Source organism: bacterium, assembly GCA_019912885.1.
Classification (GTDB): domain Bacteria; phylum Lernaellota; class Lernaellaia; order JACKCT01; family JACKCT01; genus JAIOHV01.
On sequence record JAIOHV010000218.1, the window covers coordinates 21,726 to 42,272 of the forward strand.

Genomic DNA, 20,547 nt, shown 5'->3' on the forward strand with positions numbered 1-20,547 from the left:
CGGGACACAGATCGGCGGTCCCACGGTCCGCACGCTAGGAAAACGGGCGCAATTTCGCTATATTTTTTGGCTAATGTCCGAACGGACGAGCGCGCGGCCCGCCGAGGCCGCGGCACGCGCGCGGGAACGGGAGACTCGTTTCGATGAACATTCTGATGCTTCATCCGCACGACATCTACTCGAATTCCGAGCCGTGGACCGTCCGCATCACGTATCTCGCGACGGAATTCGTGAAGCGCGGCCACAACGTGCGTCTGATGTATCACCTCATCGACCCGCGCCTTGACCTTAAGGACGCGACCGCGCGCCAGGAATATCCGTTCGTCACGATTCCCTGCTATCGCCACCAGATGGCGCTTATCGGCAAGATGCGTTCGGTCATGGAATTCGCGCGCTGGGCGGACGTGATCCATTTCCAGAAGTGTTTCCCGCACGTGTCCGTGCCGGCGCTCTGGGCGGGCTATCGCCTCGGCAAGCCGGTCCACTACGACTGGGACGACTGGGAATTCGGCATCTACAATTACAATCCCATGAACCGCCTCGTCGGCGCGTCCATCGAAACGTTCGAGCGCGTCCTGCCGCGCATGGCCGATTCCGTCTCTGTCGCGTCGGAGGCGCTGCGCAAGATGGCGATCGAGCGCGGCGTGCCCGAGGCGCGTATCTTCGACGGCCACGTCGGCGCGGACATCGACCGCTTCCGGCCGGATATCGACGGATCGCGCGTGCGCGAGGAGCACCACATCGAAGGGCCGATCGTGCTCTATCTCGGGCAGCTTCACGGCGCGCAATACGCCGAACTGTTCCTGCAGGCGGCCAAGCTCGTGCTCGACCGCGGCGAGAATCCGACGTTCCTCGTGGTCGGCGGGGGCGAGCGTTTCGGCGAGCTTTTCCAACTCGCGGAAAACTACGGTGTCGGCCACCGCGTCATCTTCACCGGCAGCGTCGATCACGAAGTCATTCCCGAATACGTCGCGGCGGCGGACGTCGCGGTCGCGTGCTTCGCGGATACGCCGCAGGTTGCAACCAAGTCACCCCTGAAGGTCTGCGAGTATCTCGCAAGCGGCAAGGCGATCGTGGCAAGCAACGTCGGCGAGGTGCCGCGTATGATCGGCGACGCGGGCGTCCTCGTTCCCGCGGGTGACGCGCCGGCGCTGGCCGACGGCATCGTGCAACTTCTGGCGAATAAGGAGTTGCGCGTTCGCCTGTCCGCGAAAGCCCGGCAGCGCGCCGAAACCGAGTTCAACTGGGGCGTCACCGCGGAAAACCTGCTGCGTGCGTACGACATGATTTTGCACGAAACGCGGCTGCTCTACTGGAAGACGGGCAAGGATGCGCGCTCGCGCTCGCCGTTCCTCGTCACCCCGTCGGGCGCGCCGCGCGGAATTCCGACCTCCAAATGGGTCAAGCCGCCGGCGGCGAAAACGGAGACGGCGCCGATCCCGGCCGCGAAGGCGGACCCGAAAAAGTCCGGCGGCGGAAACGGCGTGCCGCGAGGCTCGACAGGCGGCAACGGTAACGGCAACGGTTCGCGCGAATTCGTGGCAAGCGCGCCGGCGGCAAGACCCGAAAAGGTCGATGCGAAATCCGCCTCGGATGCGCCCGGCGATGGCGAAAAGGTTCCCGAAGGCTTCGTCCCGGTTCAATTCGTGACGACGAAAATCAAGACGTCCGACGCGGGCGGCCTTGCGGTGGCGACAAGCGAGACGACCGCGATTCCCGCGCGCGAGACCACGCCGGATGCGCCGTCGGTTCACGACGAGGAAAAACCGCGTCCGAGTCGCCTGGCCAATGGCAACGGCAAGTCGAACGGCAACGGGTCGGCCCGCGTCCCGAATGGAAACGGTGCGGCCAACGGCAAGTCCACGTCCAACGGTTCCGCGAACGGAAATGACCCAAACGGCGGTGGCGAAAACGATCCCGGCACGAACGGCAACGCGGCGAAAAAACGCGTCGATCCGTTCGCGAACAAGGGCGCGCGGCCGCCGCTTCCGAAGATCGCAAATCCGCCAAAACCGCTCGATTACAACCTGGGCCCGTTTGCGCCGTTGCGTGGATTCATCGAGGCGAACCTCGACGTTGTGGGCGTGCTCGACGGGCGCTTCGCGTATATCGGCCCGCATACCGTGCAGTTCGATCCGACGGACATGTGCCCGAACGACTGCATCGCGTGCTGGTGCCGCTCGCCGCTCCTGCTCGACAAGCTGATGCCGTGGGAGGAGCAGAAGCAGCGGCTCGACCTGTCGATCCTGGAGGATGTGCTCGACGACCTCGTCGCCACGGGAACGAAGGAGATCTACATCGCCGGCGGCGGCGAGCCGATGGCGTACCCGAAGATCCTCCAGCTTTGCGAATCGATCAAAAAGCGCGGGCTGATCTGCAACATCAACACGAGCTTCATCAACGTCACCAAGGACGTGGCGCACGAGCTGGCCCGCATGAAGGTCGACTACATGACCGTCAGCGTATGGGCCGGCACGCCGGAGACCTATGTCCTGACGCACCCGAGCAAGACCGAAGAGGCGTTCTGGGATCTCAAGGAGGCGCTGACGTACCTGAACGAGGTCAAGGACGTCGTTCCGTACATCAAGACCTACCACGTGCTGTCGAATCTGAACTTCCACGAGATGAAAAAGATGGTGGACTTCGCCATCGACACGCGGTCGGAGTCGATCGAGTGGACGCTCGTCGACACGATGCCCGACCGCACCGACTCGCTGCTGCTTTCCGCGGAGCAGTCGAAATGGCTTTACGAGGAGGCGCTTCGCATCAAGCAATGGATTGTCGGCGACGAAAAGGAGGCGCGCGTTCACCTGTTCATGTTCGATCAGTTCCTGAACCGCATCTCCGGCGATCACACGACGCGCGGGGAGCACGATCGCCTCGTGATCGACTCCATGCCGTGCACGGTCGGCTGGCAGTTCGCGCGCGTGCTCGCCAACGGCAACATCAATAGCTGTCTCAAGAGCCATCGCATTCCCACCGGATCGCTGTACCAAAAGCGGTTCATGGATATCTGGACGAACGAGAAGCAGGAGGAGTTCCGCGAGAAGACGAACGTCTACACCAAGGCGGACCCCTGGTTCTCCAATATCGGAAACGACCCGAACGCGAAATGCGGATGCTACAAGTCGTGCGACGATCTGGGCCGCATCAAGCATATGTACAACCGCGTTCGCGGCCTTTCGCGCACGCAGCTCGCCGTGCTCCGCGCGGCGCAAGTGTGGCTGCGCGCCACCGGCCAGTACATCGGGTCCGAAAAGATGCAGCCGCGGATCGAAAAGCGGCGGGCCGATGTCCGGGCACGTTTATCGGGATGACCGCGGCGGGCGGATGTTTCGCGTCCGCTGGCCGAACTTTCGCATCGAGCGCCCCGGGCGCATCGAGGATGAGGTCGCTCGTCTTCTCGCCGGGCGCCTTGTCGTCGGCGTCGTGTGGGGGCGATCGGAATTCGGACCCCGTGCGCTCGGTCGGCGCAGTATCCTGGCCGATCCCCGGTGGGACGGCATGCGCGATCACCTGAACGATCGCGTCAAGCACCGCCAGTGGTTTCGTCCGTATGCACCGGCCGTTCTCGCCGAACACGCGCGCGACTGGTTCGAACTCGATCACGAAAGCCCGCACATGCTGCTGGTCGCCACGGTGCGCGCGGACAAGCGCGAAATCGTCCCGGCGATCACACACGTCGATGCCACCGCGCGCCCGCAGACGGTGCCGGAAGACGGGTCACGCTTGCGCGGCGTCGTCGAGGCATTTCATCGCATCACCGGCGTGCCGATCGTATTGAACACGAGCTTCAACGATCACGGCGAGCCGATCGTGGAAACGCCGCTCGACGCGTTTCAGTGCTTCGCGGGGACGGAGCTCGACGCGATCGCCATCGGCGGCAACCTGCTTTTGAAAGAGACCGCGTGATGCCGCGATTTGTTCTTGGCACGGTCGTCTCCGACCACGACAGCGCCGCGTGCCTGCTCGCCGACGGCAAGCTCGTGGCCGCGGTGAACGAGGAGCGCATCTGCCGCGTGCGTCGCGGGGATCGGCGCAATTCGATCCGCCGGGCGATGGGCGCGGTGCTCGACGCGGCGGGCATCGAACTTGCCGGCGTGGATGCGATCTTCTGCGACACGGACCACTACTTTGCGCCGGGCGGCGCTCCCGTGCCCGTCTTTCCGGATTACCCGCGCCCGGAGCGCATTTTTCAGATCACGCACCACGTCGGCCACGCCGCGAGCGCGTTTCTGGCGTCGCCGTTTGACGACGCGGCGTTCCTGACTGTGGACGCCTCGGGCGGCATCGCGCCGGTCATCGCCGACGAGAACGACAAGCGCTACTGGAGTTTTTCGCCGCGCGAGCTCGATTTCATCGGGCGGGGTTTTCGCGCGGCGCACACGCACCCGAAACTCGACGAGTTGCTCACGCGGCTTCCTGGCGGCGAGGCGCGCAACTACCCCGCCGAAAGCCTGACGGCGGGATACGCCGTGCGCGGCAAGCCGATGGTGGAACTGTTCGACGCATTCGCGGAATCGTCGCTCGGCTACTTCTACGCCCTTTGCTCGCACCTTCTCGACATGGAAGAGGGCAGCTTCATGGGCCTGGCGAGCTACGGCCGGCCGGGGCCGATGGTCGAGGCGATGCGCGACGTTCTGCGCCTTCAGCCCGAAGGGCGGATTCGCATCGACAAGTCGGCGATGGACTTCTGGCACGAAGCGTACGTGCTCGAAAATCCGACCGCGCTCTCGCGGCTGTCCACGCGCTTTTGCAAGACGTTCGGCCCGGGGCGCAAGTTCTTCGAGGCGATCACGCCGCGCCACATGGACTTCGCGTACGCCGCGCAAAAGCGCCTCGAGGACGCGATGGTCCACGTCGCGACGCACCTCGCGCGCGAGACGGGCCGAAAGAATCTCGTGCTGGCGGGCGGCGTCGCGCTGAATTCGGTCGCAAACGGCCTTGTGCTGCAAAAGACACCGTTCGATCGGATCTTCATTCAGCCCGCCGCCTCGGACGACGGCCTTGCGCTTGGCAACGCGCTCTTTGGGCACTACGTACTCGAGAATCTGCCGCGCGCGCGCTTTTTCGACATGGGCGACGCCGCGCTCGGCCCGGATCGCGAGGACGAGGCGGACGCGTTCGTCGACGCGATCGCCGAGGGGAAACTGCCGGTGGAGTACGTCGATTCGCTGCCGTATGTCGATGGCGTGGATGTGCTCTGGAAAGGCGAGGGCGACGCCGAATACAGACGCGTCGCGATGGAGCGCATCTCGCCGCACCGGCACTTCGCGGAATTGCCGATCGGCCGCGCGGGCGGCGTGGAATACTATTTCGAGGTCCGCGCGAAAAATCCGATGGAGTACGCGAAACCGGTGCCGGCGATGGAGGCGGCGGTGGAGCGCAAACGCGCCGCCAACGACGATATCGATTTTTCCGGAGCGATCGGGAATATCGAGATCGTCGCATCCGGGGACGGGCACGGGCACGGGCAGGGGAGCGGCAACGGGGATTTGGTGCTGAAGCATCCCGAACCTGACCTGGCCGCCGATCCGCGTCGGCCGGCCGATCCGTTCGAGATGTTCCTTTACGATCACCGCGATGTGGCCGGCATTCTCGACGGGCGCCGCGCGTTCGTGGGTCCGGAGCAGGTCGTTATCGATCCGACCAACCGCTGCGACAACAACTGCCTCGCGTGCTGGACGAAATCGCCGCTGCTCGGCCGCTTCTCCCCGCCCGAGGAGTGGCATCGTGAACAGATGCCCGCGGATGTCATGCACCGCACCATCGACGAACTGGCGGACCTTGGCACGAAGCGCATCCGCTTCACCGGCGGCGGCGAACCGTTCGTGCATCCGCAGATGATCGAGTTTCTGGAACACGTGAAGGCGCGCGGGATGATCGCCGCGTTGACGACGAATTTCACCGCGCTGACCGAAAAGAAAGTCGAGCGCATGGCCGGGATCGGCGTTGACGAGGTGACCGCGTCGATTTGGGCCGGCACCGCGGACATGTACGCGCGCAGCCATCCCGCCAAGACGCAAAAGACCTTCGAGAAAATCGAGCAGCTTTTGCGCCTGTTCTGCGCGAACAAGGCGCCGCACGCGCAAGTGATCGTCGCGAACGTACTGTTTTCGATGAATTACATGGAGGCGCGCGAGATGCTCGATTTCGCGCTTCGCGTAGGCGCGGACGGCGTTTATTACGCGGTGGTCGATCCGGTCGCCGATCCGATGAACGGCCTTTTGCTCAACGCGAATCACCTTGGCGTCGTGCGCGCGCATCTTGTGGAGGTCGCCGAGCGCGTGGAAAAGATCAACCGCACGCGGCCACGCCCGTTCATCCTGGACAATTTTGAGGGCACGCTGCGCCGCGTGAACGCCACGGGCGCCATAACGGGCGACTACGATCGCGTCGCGGTGGACGAGGTGCCCTGCTACATCGGCTGGATTTTCTGCCGCATCCTGACCGACGGCACGGTGGTGCCGTGTTGCCGGGGCGTGGAGATGCCGATGGGCAACTTGCACAAGCAGACGTTCACGGACATCTGGCGGGGAAAGGTGTACGACCACTTCCGCCAAATGGCGCTTGTCGAAAAGAAGACGCACCCATTTTTCCGGTCGATCGCCTGCCACCGCACCTGCGACAACCTGATGCACAACCAGGACGAACACCGGCGCATCGGCGCGCTCTCGGAAACGGAAAAGGAACATCTGGTGCGTTTTGTCGTGCGCGGGGAGGCCCGTTGAGCCGCGTCCTGATTACCGGCGGCGCGGGCTTCATTGGCCATCATCTGGCGCGGCATATGCTGACGCGCGGGTGGTCGGTGGCCGTCATCGACAACGAAGCCACCGGCCGTCGGGAAGACGTGCCCCCGTCGTGCGACTACCTCAAAGGCGACGTTCGCAACGTCGCCGACGTGCGCGAGGCGTTTGCGACCCAACCGGACGTCGTTTTTCACTGCGCGGCGCAGGCGAGCAACATCCGGTCCTTCGACGATCCGCTCGCCGATCTGAATACGAATTTGCTGGGGACCGTGAACGTAACCCTGCAATGTATCGAACAAAAAGTGCCGAAGCTCGTGTACGCGGGTTCGATGACCGAGTATGGTGTCCTGAGCGCCCTGCCCGTGGGCGAGGCGCATCCTCTTGTGCCGATCTCGTATTACGGGGTCGGCAAGGCCGCGGCGGAACACTTTCTGATGGCGACCGCGAATCGCGTCGACCTGGGGGCGAAATTTTCCGTCACCGTGCCGCGGATGTTCAACGTGTACGGACCCGGACAGAGTCTGACGAACCCCTATCAGGGCGTCCTTGCGATCTTCATCGGCCAGGTGCTGCGCGGCGAGCCGTGTACCGTGGACGGCGACGGAACGCAGTCGCGCGATTTCGTTTACGTCGACGACGTGTGCGAAGCGTGGGAGCGCATGTCGCGTCCCGGTGTTGCCGACAACACCGCCGTGAATCTCGGTTCCGGCGTTGAGCGCTCGGTCAACGACCTGGTTCGCGAAGTGTGCCTGGCCGCGGGCAAGGACCCGGCGGTTTATCCGATCATGCGCCGGCCACGAAGGCCGGGCGATCAGGAGCGCTGCGCGGCGGACATCGCGCGCGCGAAGGAACGGCTCGGATGGGCGCCCGCGGTCACGTTCGCCGAAGGCCTCGCGCGCACGATGGCGTGGGCGCGCGCAAGCGGGGGGGGCGTCTGATGTCGCTTCTTTCCGGAATCAAGTCGCAGGTCATCAACATGCGGGCCTTCCGCCCGTTCTTCACGCCGCTTCGCGTCGCGCGCGACGCGATCACGTTCCCCGTCGATTACTACCTCGGCGACGGGCGCGTGCACGGCATGCCGAGCATCGTGAACCTGAACATCACGACGGTCTGCAATCTCAAGTGTCCGTTCTGTTTCAATAACGACATTCTCGGCAAACGCACGGAACTTTCGACGGCGGAAATGGTCGAACTTGTCGATCAACTCTCGAAGACCGGCGCGGGTTTGTTTCTCTCCGGCGGCGAGCCTTTCGCGCGCAAGGACATTTACGACATCATCGTCGAGGCCAAGCGGCGGGGCATGCCCGTCGGCGTCGTCACAAACGGCACGCTGTTGAAAGAGCCGCAGGTGACGCGCCTTCGCGACATCGGCCTTGACGTCGTCATCCTGAGTTTTCACGGCACGCGCGAGGCCCACAACAAGGCCGTGCTGATGGACGGCGCGTACGACAAGACGATGCACGCGCTCGACCTGTTCCGCGCCGCGTGGCCGTCGCCGGGGCCGATGATCAACTACGTCATCACCGCGGAGTCGCTGCCCCACCTGCCGGATTTCGTGCGGGAGCTCGACGGGCGCGACAACCTCGTCATGCGCCTGTCGCACCTGAACTTCGTGACGCCGACGGAAGCCGAGGCCAACCGTAACTACTGGATCGAAAACTTCGGCGAGGCGCCGGACAAGCTCCTGCACTTCCAATACGAGCCGCCCGAACGCATGTACGAGCCGATCCTCGACATCCTCGAAAAGAATCGGGAGATCTTCACCAAGCCGGTGTTGAACGCGGACGAGATGAAGACCTGGTACAGCCCGAAGTTCGACCTCGACCGCCGGTGCGTTTTCATCTGGCGTTCGACGTACGTGAACTCCGACGGCGACGTCTATCCCTGCCAGTTCCTCTACATGAAGATGGGGAACATCAAGGAGAAGCCGCTCGCCGAGATCTGGAACGGCGAACGCTACCGCCGCTTCCGCGCGCTCCTGCGCAAAGGACTCACTCCCGGCTGCGCCCGGTGCTGCAAGCTTTGACGGCATGATCGTTCTCGGCATCTCCGACAACCACGGAGCCGGGGCGGCCGTCGTCATCGACGGGCGCCTCGTCGCCGCCGTCAACGAAGAACGCATCGACCGTGAAAAAAATTCGATGGCCTTCCCGTGGGGCGCCATCGACGCATGCCTTTCCATCGCGGGGGTGACTCCGGACGATGTCGATCTCGTCGCGGTCGGCAGTGAGTTCACGCCGATTTTCGGCCTTCGCCTCGTGAAGGGCTGGCATCGGCGCGTCAAACGAAGCGCCGGCCAGTTCAGCTTCCTGTTCGATCTGTACATCATGTACCACCTGCTGGCGCGGGCCATTTCCGTGTTGCGTTCCATCGAAATTCGCCTGTCGCGCTGGTGGATCGGGCGCGGCTTGCGCGCGCACGGCTATGACTGCGACGTCCAGCTTTTCGATCATCACCTGTGCCACGCCTGGTCCGTGTACCTCACCGCGCCATTTGACGACGCGGCGGTCGTCACCGCGGACGCGATGGGCGACGGCCTGTCCGCAACCGTGTCGATCGCCTGCGCCGGGCGCGTATCCCGCATCTTCGCCCAGGATGGCCGCTGCGCGTTCAACCCGTATTACTCGCGCATTACCGAATACCTCGGTTTCATCCCGAACCGGCACGAGGGCAAGGTCACGGGCCTCGCGGCGTACGGCGATCCGTCGTTGCTACTCGACGAATTCGAAAAGAGTGCGCATTTTCGCGGGCCGGGTTTTTCGACGTTTCGCGTCTGGATGCCGAACCCGCGCGCGTGGGGGCTTTATCGAAAAATTCGCGGCCACAGGCGCGAGGACATCGCGGCCGCCTGCCAGCGCAACCTCGAGGCGCAAATGGGCAGGTTCGTTTCCCGATGGCTTGAGCGCACCGGCAAGTCGCGCCTCGCGCTCGCGGGCGGCATCTTCGAGAACGTCAAGTTGAATCAGCGCCTGCACGAGCTTTCGGGCGTGCAGGAAATCTACATCTTCCCGAACATGTCCGACGGCGGCCTCGCGACCGGCGCGGCGCTTGGCGCTTCGCGCCGCGGTCGAAAGACTCTCGAGACGCCCTATCTCGGCATGGCGTACGGCGAGGACGAATTGGAGGCGGCGATCCGCGACGCCCGGCTCGAACACGAGCGGCCCGACGATCTCGCGACGGCGGTGGCGCGGCTTGTCGCCGATCGCAAGATCGTGGCGCGTTTCGACGGCGGCATGGAATACGGCCCCCGCGCGCTCGGACACCGGTCGATCCTTTTTCGCCCGGACGACCCGTCGGCCAACGACTGGTTGAACGAGAAACTGCGCCGCAGCGAGTTCATGCCATTCGCGCCGGCGGTGCGCGCCGAGCGGGCGCCGGACCTGTTTGTGGGGATCGCCGGCGCCGAATTCACGGCGCGCTTCATGAATATCTGCTTTGACTGCACGGACGAGATGAAAACGAAGTGCCCGGGCGTCGTCCACGTGGACGGCACGGCGCGCCCGCAGGTGTTCAAGAGGGCCGAAGACGCGCTATACTATGATATTCTGGCGCGTTTTGAGGATCTGACGGGTTTGCCGGCCATCCTCAACACGAGCTTCAATATGCACGAGGAGCCGATCGTCGCCACGCCGCGGGATGCGATCCGGGCTTTCCTCGCCGCCGGGCTCGACGCGCTCGCGCTCGGCCCGTTCCTGGTTCGTCCGCGGCGAAAGGCAGCGAATGTCGATGTTCATTAACGGACCCGGCGCGAACGGCCGCGCCAACGGCGCGCGCGAGCCAGGGGCGTCCGCGCGGCCCGTGGACATCCTTTTGTTCTCGCCACCGCCGTGGCTGGTGACCGGCCCGCCGCTGGGGCTTGCCGCGTTGTCCGCCTGGCTTCGCGGGCGCGGCTGGAATGTCGCGGTCATCGACGGCAACACGCGCGCCTATCACAAGACGGACACGTCGCTGCGCCCGCTATGGCTGTGGGACAACAGCGCGTTCTGGGAAGATCCCGAACCGGTCGAGGTGAAATTCGGCCCCCTTCTGCGCGAATTGGCGGACGAGGTCGCGACGCATCGCCCGCGCGTTCTCGGCATCAACGTCGTTTCGCGAAAAGAAGCGGCGAGCGCCATCTTCCTTGCACGCCTGAAGGAGCGCTTGCCCGATCTCAAGGTCTTCGTCGGCGGGCCCGGAGCGGGCTGGCGCGAGTCGCGCGATCACATCCGCCAGCTTTGCGGCGATCTCGTGGACGGCTTCATCGTCGGCGAGGGGGAGCTGGCCTGCGACGAGTTGCTGAGGCGCCTGCGCGACGGTGCGCCGCTCGCGAATCTGCCGGGGTTCGTGTCCGGACGCCCCGACGGCGAGGAGTGCGTCATCCCGGGGCATTTCATCACGGATATGAACCAGCTTCCGATCCCCGACTTCTCCGATTTCCGCCTCGCGGATTACGAGGAGCAGGGGCTCGTCGTCGAGTGGAACCGCGGGTGCGTCGCGCGGTGCACGTATTGCAGCATCAACGATTACTGGAACGCGTTCCGCTTCAAGGCGCCCGAAAAGGTCGCCGACGAGTTGCGTACGCTGCACGAGCGCCACGGCATTTCGCGCTTCACGATCGTCGATCCGATGGTCAACGGCGATCCGGAATTGCTCGATGCGATCTGCGACGCGATCGTCGCGACAGGCATCCATGTGAAATGGTCCGCGGGCATCTCGCCCAATCGTATTGTGGGCAAATCCACGTTCGAAAAAATGAAGGCCGCGGGCTGCTTCAAGCTTGAGTTCGGCGTCGATTCCGGCAGCCGCACGATGCTTCGCAAGATGGGCAAGCGCTTCAAGCCCGACGAGGCCGGCCAGATGATGCGCGACTGCAAGGACGCCGGTATCCAGGTGATGCTCTACCTCATCGTCGGCTTCCCCGGCGAAACGGACGAAACGGTGCAGGAGACGTGCGACTGGCTCGATCGATGGGGGGGCGCGGTCGATATGATCCGCAATCTTTGCAGCCTGACGATTGAATACGGCACCGCCATCGAAAAGCGCGCCGACCTGTTCGGCGTCGAGTTCGACCGTCACGACGTGCAGTGGAAGGACAACTGGCAGGGCAAGGGCGACGACACGCCGCTGCGCCGCGCGATGCGCGTGCGCAAGGTGATCGACAAGGTGCACGATCTCGGTATTCCGATCGAAACCGAGGTCATCACGGATCCCGAACACGCGACGCACGACGAACACGGCCAGTGGGCCGGCGGCGAGGGCGCGTCCGACGCCCAAAAGGTCGCGCAGCCGCGCAGCTCGATCATGTGCGCGTCGTTCCCCACGGGTTCGCAGTCGTGAACGCCCGCGAGGCCAAGTCCATCGAGTTCCCGAAACACTTGATGGTCCAGACGGTCTCGCGCTGCAACAGCGGGTGCGTCATGTGCCCGTGGCCCGATACCGCAAAGACGCAGGCCCAGGGCGAGATGGACGACGCGGTGTACGCGCGCCTCGTGGACGAGGTGAAGCGCTTCCCCGATCTGTCGCGCGTTCTGCTCTATCTGATGAACGAGCCGACGCTCGACAAAAAGCTCCCCGCGCGAATCGAAATGATGCGCCGCGCGTTGCCGCACGCGGAGATCTACATCATCACGAACGGCCTGTTGCTTGACGGCGACTTCGGCGAGCGGCTGATCGACTCGGGTCTGTCCTGGCTGGGCATCTCCATCCACGCGCTCGAACCGGACACCTACGAAAAAATCACCGGGCGCAAGGACTGGGCGACGGCGCGGCCGAGGCTCGAACGTTTCATCGACCGCGCCCTCGCGGTGCGTGGCGATAATTTCATCCAGGTGAACATCACCAAGGTGCGCCCGCACATCACACCCGGGGAATACGCCCGCGCCGCCGAACATTGGCGTGAGATCGGCGTGACGCGCGTGGACCTCGACGACGGCTACATCTCCCGCGCGGGCAGCGTGCCGGTTTACGGACACGAGCGCGCGTACACGCCGCGCACGTCCGGTTGCAAGACGATCTGGGCGTACAAAATGGCGCACGTGTTGTTCAACGGCGATGTCATTCCCTGCTGCATGGACTGGCGGCGCAAGGTCGTGTTCGGCAACGTCGCCCGCGACGGCGGCCTGGCGGCGGTGTGGCGCGGCGAAGGGCGCGCGCGATTTCTCGATGCGCTCGGAAGCGGCGAGCGCCTCCCCGACGAATTTCTTTGCGTGAGTTGCGAGGACGCCATTCCCGCCGAGGGCGCCAACCTCGCCCAGGATCGCGATCTTTCCGTTGCCGCGACCGGCCCCCATCCAGGCGCCGGGGATTTCGTCGCGGTCAACTTCATCGGCAAGCCGAACGTGCCGATTGACACGCGCGACGCGGAACCCGAAACGCCGGGTTGCGATGTCAGTGCCGCGAGCGATAGCGAGCGGTCGGTCGCGAACCCGCGCCCGCTTCCGCCTAACGCCGGCGACGATTCGCCGGCGAGCTACGATCTTGGCGACGCGGTGACGATTGACCCGGCCGCGCCCGTCGGTCCGGCGACCGAAATGGAGGCCGCGGAAGACGGCAACGCGGATGCGCTCTTTTTCCTTCCGCCGCCGTGGCAGGTATCGGCGCCGCCGCTCGGCATCGGGGCGATCACCGGCTACCTGCGCGAAAAGGGCTGGCGGGTGAAGGTGCTCGACGGCAACGTGCGGCTTTACAACATGTCCGATCCGCCCAAGCGCAACCTTTGGGATTGGGAACGCGGTCCGTTCTGGGAAGGCGAGGAACAGGTGGACGCCGCGTTCGGTGACGATCTGCGCACGCTCGCGGAAGAAGCCGCCGCGTCCGGCGCGAAGGTCTTCGGCATCAACATGGTCTCGCGCAAGGAGGTGCCGACGCGAATCTTCCTGAAGCGCCTGAAAGAGCTTGCGCCGGATTCGTTCGTTTTTGTCGGCGGCCCGCATGCCAGCCATATCGACCTGCGCCGCCACGTGACGTCGTTCCTGCACGAGTTCATCGACGGATTCCTCGTCGGCGAAGGCGAAGCCGTCATGGAGGCGCTGTTGACGCGCATCCGCGAGGGGCGCGACATCCTCGATTGCCCCGGACTTGCGCGCTGGGATCGCGTGGAAGGCGAGGAGACGCTGAACGCGCCCGCGTTCTTCCCCGACCTCGCCGCGTTGCCGCCGCCGGATTTCCGCGATTTCGACGCGAACGCCTACGGCTCGCCCGCGCTTGTCGTCGAGTGGAGCCGCGGATGCGTCGGGCGTTGCACGTTCTGCAACATCCCCGACCTCTGGCAGGACGCGCGCTACAAGCCCGCCGCGAACGTCGTCCGCGAACTTCGGACGCTCGTCGAACGTCACGGCACGAAAATCTTTTCTGTCGTCGATCCGATGGTGAACAACGACCCGGCGATGCTCGAGGCGATCTGCGACGGCATCATCGAGGCCAACCTCGATGTCACGTGGTCCGCGGGCATGTCGCCAAACCGCCCGCTGACCGCCGAACAATTCCACAAGATGAAGCAGGCGGGGTGCTATCGCCTGGAGTTCGGCGTCGAGTCCGGCTCCGATCGCGTGCTGCGCCGGATGAACAAATATTACGACGCCGCCGAGGCCGGGCGCATGCTGCAAGACGCGCACGCGGCGGGGATCGACGTGGTCATCTACCTCATCGCGGGCTTCCCGGGCGAGACGGACGAGGACGTCGAGGCGACGCTGCGTTTTCTCGAGGAAAACCGCGAGTCGATCGGGCTGGTGCGCAGTTTGAACGGCCTTGTCATCATCCACGGCACGCCGATTGAGAAGAAATCTCACGTTTTTGGCATTGAACCGATCGACCGACTGGAGAATGGTTGGACCAATCACTGGGTTTCAGGTGACAATACGCCGGATTTACGCGCAAAACGCGTGGCTCGTATCGAACGTAAGCTCCATGAGCTCGGCATACGGATCGAGTTCCAGAACACGGAAGACGTGATGCCAAGCGAGATGCTCTACGCGAAGAAGATCGAGGATACGCAATCCCGGCTCGACGCGGTCGGCGCCGAGTTGATCGCGCTGATGGGCCGCGTGGACAAGGTTTTGCGCGGCGAGCCGGTGCGCGAGGTTCCGGGCCACAACGAGGTCGCACTCGTGCTCTGCCCGGTTTGGGGCGTGGACATGCCGCCGCTCGGCATGGCGACCGTCGCGGGCTTCATGCGCAATCAGGGCTACGACCCGCTCGTGGTCGATCTCAATATCGAGTTGTATCAGGCCGCGTCTCCGGCGCTTCGGCGCTTCTTCGAGGAAGACAGCTTCCGCCACTGGACGGATGAAGACTCGTGCCGGCGCATCGTCGCCGCGTTTTCGCGGCCGATCGACGCCGCCGTGGCGCGCATCATCGAGTCCGGCCGGCGTGTCGTCGGCTTCACCGTCTATTCGCCCAATCGCCTGTTCACGATCGAGGTGATGCGCCGGCTGCGCCGCGCGAATCCCGAGATCATCCACATCATCGGCGGGCGCGGCATCCAGACCGAAAACGAGCGGCGCCTGTTCCCGCACGATCTCGTCGACCACTTCGTGATCGGCGAAGGCGAGGTGACGTTCATTCCGCTTCTCGAACGCATTTTTCGCGGTGGCGACCCCACGGGCCTGCCCGGCACGGATCGTTTCGTCGGCCGCGATCTGGCGGGATACACGCCGCGCCCGCGCCTGTCCGACCTGACGCTCCTGCCGCCGCCGGCGTACGATCTGTTCCCGCTCGACGCCTATCGCGGCGAGGATCTGCCCGTGCAGTTTTCGCGCGGGTGCGTCGCGTTTTGCACGTTCTGCAACGACAACAATCGCAACACGGGCTTCCGCACCCGGCCGGGAAGCCACATCGCCTCCGAGCTTCGGCACCTTGTCGAAACCACGGGACGCAAAAGCTTCCGCTTCAACGACCTGCTCATCAACGGCGACCTCCAGGTTCTCGAGGAGCTGTGCGACGACCTGATCGCGATGGACCTCGGCATCCGCTGGATTGCGCTCTTCCAGCCGCGCGGCGACATGACGGGCGAGCTGCTGCAAAAGATGGCCACGGCCGGCTGCTATACCCTGAACATGGGCGTGGAGTCCGGCTCGGACCGCGTTCTGAAGCGCATGGGCAAGGGCTTCCGCGTCGACGACATGGAGCGCGCGCTCAAGCAGGCGCGAAGCGCCGGCATCAACACGATGCTCAACTTCTTCGTCGGCTTCCCGGGCGAGCAGGAAGAAGACGTCGACATCACCATCGACTTCATCCGCCGCAACCGCGAGTGGATTTGCGGCATCACCTCGCTGAACTCGTGCATCCTCCTCGAGGACGCGCCGATCGAGAAGAACTGGCACAAGCTCGGCATCGAGTTCGACGACTACGCGACGCGCGACGTCGGCTGGCGCCTCGGCGACAACACGCCCGAGGTGCGCATGGCGCGCCTCGCGAAGCTCACCGCGGCGGTCAAGGAGCTTGGCCTGCCGATCGTGGTGACCAACGCGGCCGAACGCGCGGCGGATATCGACGTGCTGCCCGAGCCCGTCGCGGAACCGGAGATCTTCGAGGAAGAAACGACCGTCGTGGGCGCGAATCTGCTTTCGACGATGGCGACGTGCGCGCCGGCGCTTGACGATTTCGACCCGTCCAAGGGTGAGCCGCGCTGGGAGACGGTGCCGGCGGATTTCGCGCACGTCATGCTCATCAAGTGCCCCGTTTGGGGCGTCGATGTGCCGCCTTTGGCGATCGCGTATCTCGCGCAGGTCTCCCGCGACGCCGGGTTCAAGGTTGTCGCGGTCGATATGAACGTGAAGATCCACAACCGCTGCCACGATCGTTCGCTCTGGCGCATGGACCGCTACAAGGAGTGGGCCGATCCGGAGTTCTTCCCGGCGACTTACGAATCGCTGTGGGAGCTGACCGAACATTACCTGAAACAGATCGCCGCGCACCCCGCGAGGCTCGTCGGGTTCTCCGTTTGCACGTCGAACTACCTTTTTACGATGGAAACCGCGCGGCGCCTCAAGAAGTTGGCGCCCGAAAAGGTCATCGTGTTCGGAGGCCCGGCGATCACCAACAGCTTCGACGTGCAGACGCTCACGCCCGCGGACGGCGACTACCTGTTCTTCGGCGAGGGCGACGTCGGTTTTCCGGAGATCGTCAGCGCGGCCAACGAGAATCGCGCGCCGAAGGACGTCTACGGCCTGGTGAAGATCGGCACGAGCTTCACGTACGACAGCGTCGATCGCGCGCTCGTCAAGAAGGGCACGTCGATCCCCACGCCGACGATGGAAGAGCTGAACGTCAACGAATACACCGGCACCGCGATTCCGCTTTTGGGCAGCCGAGGGTGCGTTCGCAAGTGCACGTTCTGCAACGACCACCAGATCTATCAGAAGTACCGCCACCGGCCCGCGAAGGAGATCTTCGCGGATATGGAGTGGCACGTGCTCCATCGCGGCGCGCACCACTTCACGTTCCTCGACCTCTTGATGAACGGCCACGTCGGGGTGCTTGAGGAGTTCTGCGATCTCATCCTCGAGAAGGGCTATCAGGTCGCCTGGGGCGGGCAGTGCATCATCCGCAAGGAGATGACGCTCGAGCTGCTCTCCAAGATGCGCAAGGCCGGGTGCATGAGCATCGTGTACGGCATCGAGAGTTTCAACAACAAGGTCCTTCGCGTGATGCGCAAGTACTACACGCAGGAGCTGGCGAAAGAAGTCCTCGGCAACACCGTGAAGGCGGGAATCGAACCGATCATCAACATCATCTGCGGCTTCCCGGGCGAAGGCGAGGAGGAATTCCTCGACACCTACAACTTCATCCGCGACAACCGCGACATCATCGGCCAGGTCGCCTCCGTCTCGCCGTGCCTCGTGAATCTCGGCAGCGAGCTTTTTGAGCGGTTCGAGGATTTCGACATTCGTTTCGCGCCCGAAGGCGGGTCCGTCAAATGGTTCACGGCCGACGGCTCGAACACATACGAAAAGCGCCTCGAGCGCGTCATCCGCGTCACGTCGCTTCTGGCCGAGCGCAACAAGCACATCCACACGGTGAACATTTACGACGAGGCCGACCGCGATCAGCGCGACGTCGCCGACAACGCCGCCCGCGAACGCGCGCGTATGGAAAAGATTCGGCGCGAGGCCGAAGCGGCTCTGGCCCGCGAAGCCGGCGGCGAGGCGGCATCCGTGGAATCGACCATCGACTTTGATTCATTGTCGCCCGAAGCGCGCGAGGCGCTCGCCAACGGCCTTGCCACCGCGGCGCTGGCGACCGACGTCAACCGTTCGTTGTCGGAAAAGGCCGCGCGTGTTCCGCGTCGCATGGCGATGGCCGAGCACATCGGTCATGGGGACGACGCAAACGGCAAGACCGGAAACGGCAACGGCAAGTCAAACGGCAACGGCCATTCGGACACGGACGCCGGCCCGCTCGACGCGATGTTGCTGCTCGCGCCGCCGTGGGGCGTGAACTTCCCGCCGATGGGCATTGCGTCCATCGCGACCGCCGCGCGCGAAAAGGGATTCGCGGTCGTCGCGCGCGACCTGAATGTGGAGTGTTACGCGTCGTGCGACGAGCGCCTCAAGCGCTGGTGGGAGCCCGAGAACCTCAAGTTCTGGCAACCGGGCGAAAAGTTCGACGCGGTGGCAAAGGCGGTCGAACCGCGCGTCGATGCGTTCATCGGCGAGGTGAAGCGGCGCAAGCCCCGCGTCGTCGGCCTTTCGACCAACGAATCGAACCTGCCGTTCTCCTGCCGCGTTGCTCGCCGCGTGCGCGAGGTGTTGCCGGACGCCAAGATCATCCTCGGCGGGCCGGGCACGGCCTGGCCGGTCGATCGGCAAAAGCTCGTCGGCGAGGCGTTCGACGCGGTGATGCTCGGCGAGGGCGAGTTGAACTTTCCGCGCTTTCTTTCGGCGCTGCGCGACGGTGAGGATCTCTCGGAACTTCCGGGCATCGAGTGGATGTCCGACGATCCGGAAAAGATTTGCCGCAAACCGACGATCGACGAAACGGTGCGCCCGCTCGATCAGATCCCCGTGCCGTTGTTCGACGATTTCAACCTCGACCTCTACCGCACGCGGCAGTTGCCGCTGATGATGGGGCGGGGATGCGTCAACCGCTGCACGTTCTGCAACGATCCGCAAATCACGCCGAAGTACCGATACCATTCCGCCGAAAAGATGCTGGAGATCGTGAAGTTCTACCAGGACCGCTACGGCGTGACGGACTTCCAGTTCAACGATCTGCTCATCAACGGCTACCTCAAGAACCTGCGGCGCTTCGCGGAGCTCGTCATCGAGAACAACGTCGAAATGCACTACTCCGGCCAGGCGATCATCGACACGCGCATGGACGACGAAACGCTGCTTTTGCTTCAGCAGTCCGGTTGCACGAGCCTGGTGTTCGGCGTGGAGAGCTTTTCGGACAAGGTGCTCGGCCTCATGAAAAAGGGCTTCACCGCGGCCGAGGCGCGCGAGGTCATGGAACGCTGCACACGCGCCGGCATCAAGGTCATCGTCAACCTCATCGTCGGCTTCCCCGGCGAGACGGAAATCGAACTGACCGAGACGATGGATTTCCTGCGCGAGAACCGCGATCTCATCGACAGCATCTCCGCCCTGTCCGCGTGCATCGTCACGGCGCAAAGCCCGCTCGAAAACGATCCGAAGCGATTCGGCATCGTTTTGCCCAAGCCGGAGCACTGGTGCCAGTGGTATTCCGAGGACGGTATGAATACTTACGAAGTGCGTCAAAAACGCCTGTATCGCATGTTGAAGCTCATCGAAGAACTTCGCATTCCACACGGGATGACAAACCGCTATTTGGAGATGGTCGGTGCCGAACCGGCCGTCGCCGCCCCGCCGATCGCCTGACATCCGCCAATCAAGGTGCGTAATAAATAAGGCGAAAGGTGACGCGCTCTTACCGCTCGCGCGGCGCGCTCCTCCCATTCGTTTGCGTGCGGTTACCCGCAACTTCGCAATCGTGTAATTTCGTAATGCTGTGCGACTTATGCCGTATATTTTTCGTCTATTCATTTGAATAATTTATATATATTCTGGCAGCGTCGAAAAATTCGCGCTTGCGCAAGAAAAAGGAGCAAACAATGCCAGGGAACCGTCTTCTGACCGTTTTCGGAATTTGCCTGATCGCCGGGGGATTGACGGCCGCTTTTCTTGCGGCGGATCTTGATCGCGCGCCGGACAACGCGCTTGCGGTCGCTGATGGTTCGGCCCTCGCGCAAACGGCGGTTTGGGACTGGGAGCTTGCCGACGACGGTTTGCTGCACGCCGTCTGGTTCTTCGATGGCGAATATGACCTGATCGGCGCGATCCTCGACGACTGCGGTGACGTCGTCTGGGAATCAATGATCGAGGACGACGGCACCGCCGAAGGCGAAACGCCGATCAACGACGGCCTGTCCGCGATCGTCGCCTGCCTTTCGCCGTCGCAATACCCCAGCTATCTGCGCGAAATTTCCGCTTACATCACGCAGGTCAATGGCGGCACGATGCGCTGGGTTGTGTACGAAGATCCGGACGGCAACGGCCCGCCGGACGGTTTCATCTGGGAGTCGTCCACGTTCACCCCGATCGCCGGAGCGTGGAACGACGCGTCCGTTTCGGGGATACCGGAGTTCGACGATCCGATCGTGAGCGGATCCTGGTGCGTCGGCCTTCGGCGCATCGCGGGCGGCGTGAACTATGTCGGCCGCGATGAAGACAACGACGACGACCATAGCTGGGTTCTCAAAGACACGCAGGGATGGCGCCCGATGAACGATTTTCACGCGGGCAACGCCATGATCCGCGCCAACGTGGATAACTGCCAGGGGACGACGACCACGACGACC

At 63.9% G+C, this 20,547-nt stretch carries 9 protein-coding genes; all 9 read left to right on the plus strand.

The genetic code is table 11. The annotated features are described in order from the left end of the window. The first annotated feature begins 143 nt into the window (after positions 1-143). Entirely contained in the window at positions 144-3,317 is a 3,174-nt protein-coding gene (locus K8I61_19360) for a glycosyltransferase (protein MBZ0274206.1), read from the plus strand. After that, positions 3,292-3,912: a hypothetical protein gene (locus K8I61_19365; GenBank protein MBZ0274207.1), complete on the plus strand. Its 621-nt coding sequence runs from the start codon at positions 3,292-3,294 to the stop codon at positions 3,910-3,912. The genes K8I61_19360 and K8I61_19365 overlap by 26 nt, the downstream gene beginning before the upstream one ends. Further along, on the plus strand, positions 3,912-6,731 hold the full coding sequence (locus K8I61_19370; GenBank protein ID MBZ0274208.1) for a radical SAM protein: 2,820 nt from the start codon (positions 3,912-3,914) through the stop codon (positions 6,729-6,731). The genes K8I61_19365 and K8I61_19370 overlap by 1 nt, the downstream gene beginning before the upstream one ends. After that, positions 6,728-7,687 carry a GDP-mannose 4,6-dehydratase gene (locus K8I61_19375; GenBank protein MBZ0274209.1) on the plus strand — a complete coding sequence of 320 codons (960 nt, stop codon included), beginning with the start codon at positions 6,728-6,730 and terminating at the stop codon, positions 7,685-7,687. The genes K8I61_19370 and K8I61_19375 overlap by 4 nt, the downstream gene beginning before the upstream one ends. Beyond that, a complete protein-coding gene (locus K8I61_19380) occupies positions 7,687-8,775 on the plus strand; it encodes a radical SAM protein (protein ID MBZ0274210.1) in 1,089 nt (362 codons plus the stop codon). Before K8I61_19375 ends, K8I61_19380 begins: the two co-directional genes overlap by 1 nt. 4 nt (positions 8,776-8,779) lie before the next feature. Next, complete coding sequence (locus K8I61_19385) at positions 8,780-10,486, plus strand: carbamoyltransferase (protein MBZ0274211.1); 1,707 nt, start codon at positions 8,780-8,782, stop codon at positions 10,484-10,486. After that, on the plus strand, positions 10,470-12,065 hold the full coding sequence (locus K8I61_19390; protein ID MBZ0274212.1) for a B12-binding domain-containing radical SAM protein: 1,596 nt from the start codon (positions 10,470-10,472) through the stop codon (positions 12,063-12,065). The genes K8I61_19385 and K8I61_19390 overlap by 17 nt, the downstream gene beginning before the upstream one ends. After that, a complete protein-coding gene (locus tag K8I61_19395) occupies positions 12,062-19,567 on the plus strand; it encodes a radical SAM protein (protein ID MBZ0274213.1) in 7,506 nt (2,501 codons plus the stop codon). The genes K8I61_19390 and K8I61_19395 overlap by 4 nt, the downstream gene beginning before the upstream one ends. Positions 19,568-19,800: 233 nt before the next feature. Then, a partial coding sequence (locus K8I61_19400) for a hypothetical protein (protein ID MBZ0274214.1) occupies positions 19,801-20,547 on the plus strand: 747 nt, incomplete at its 3' end.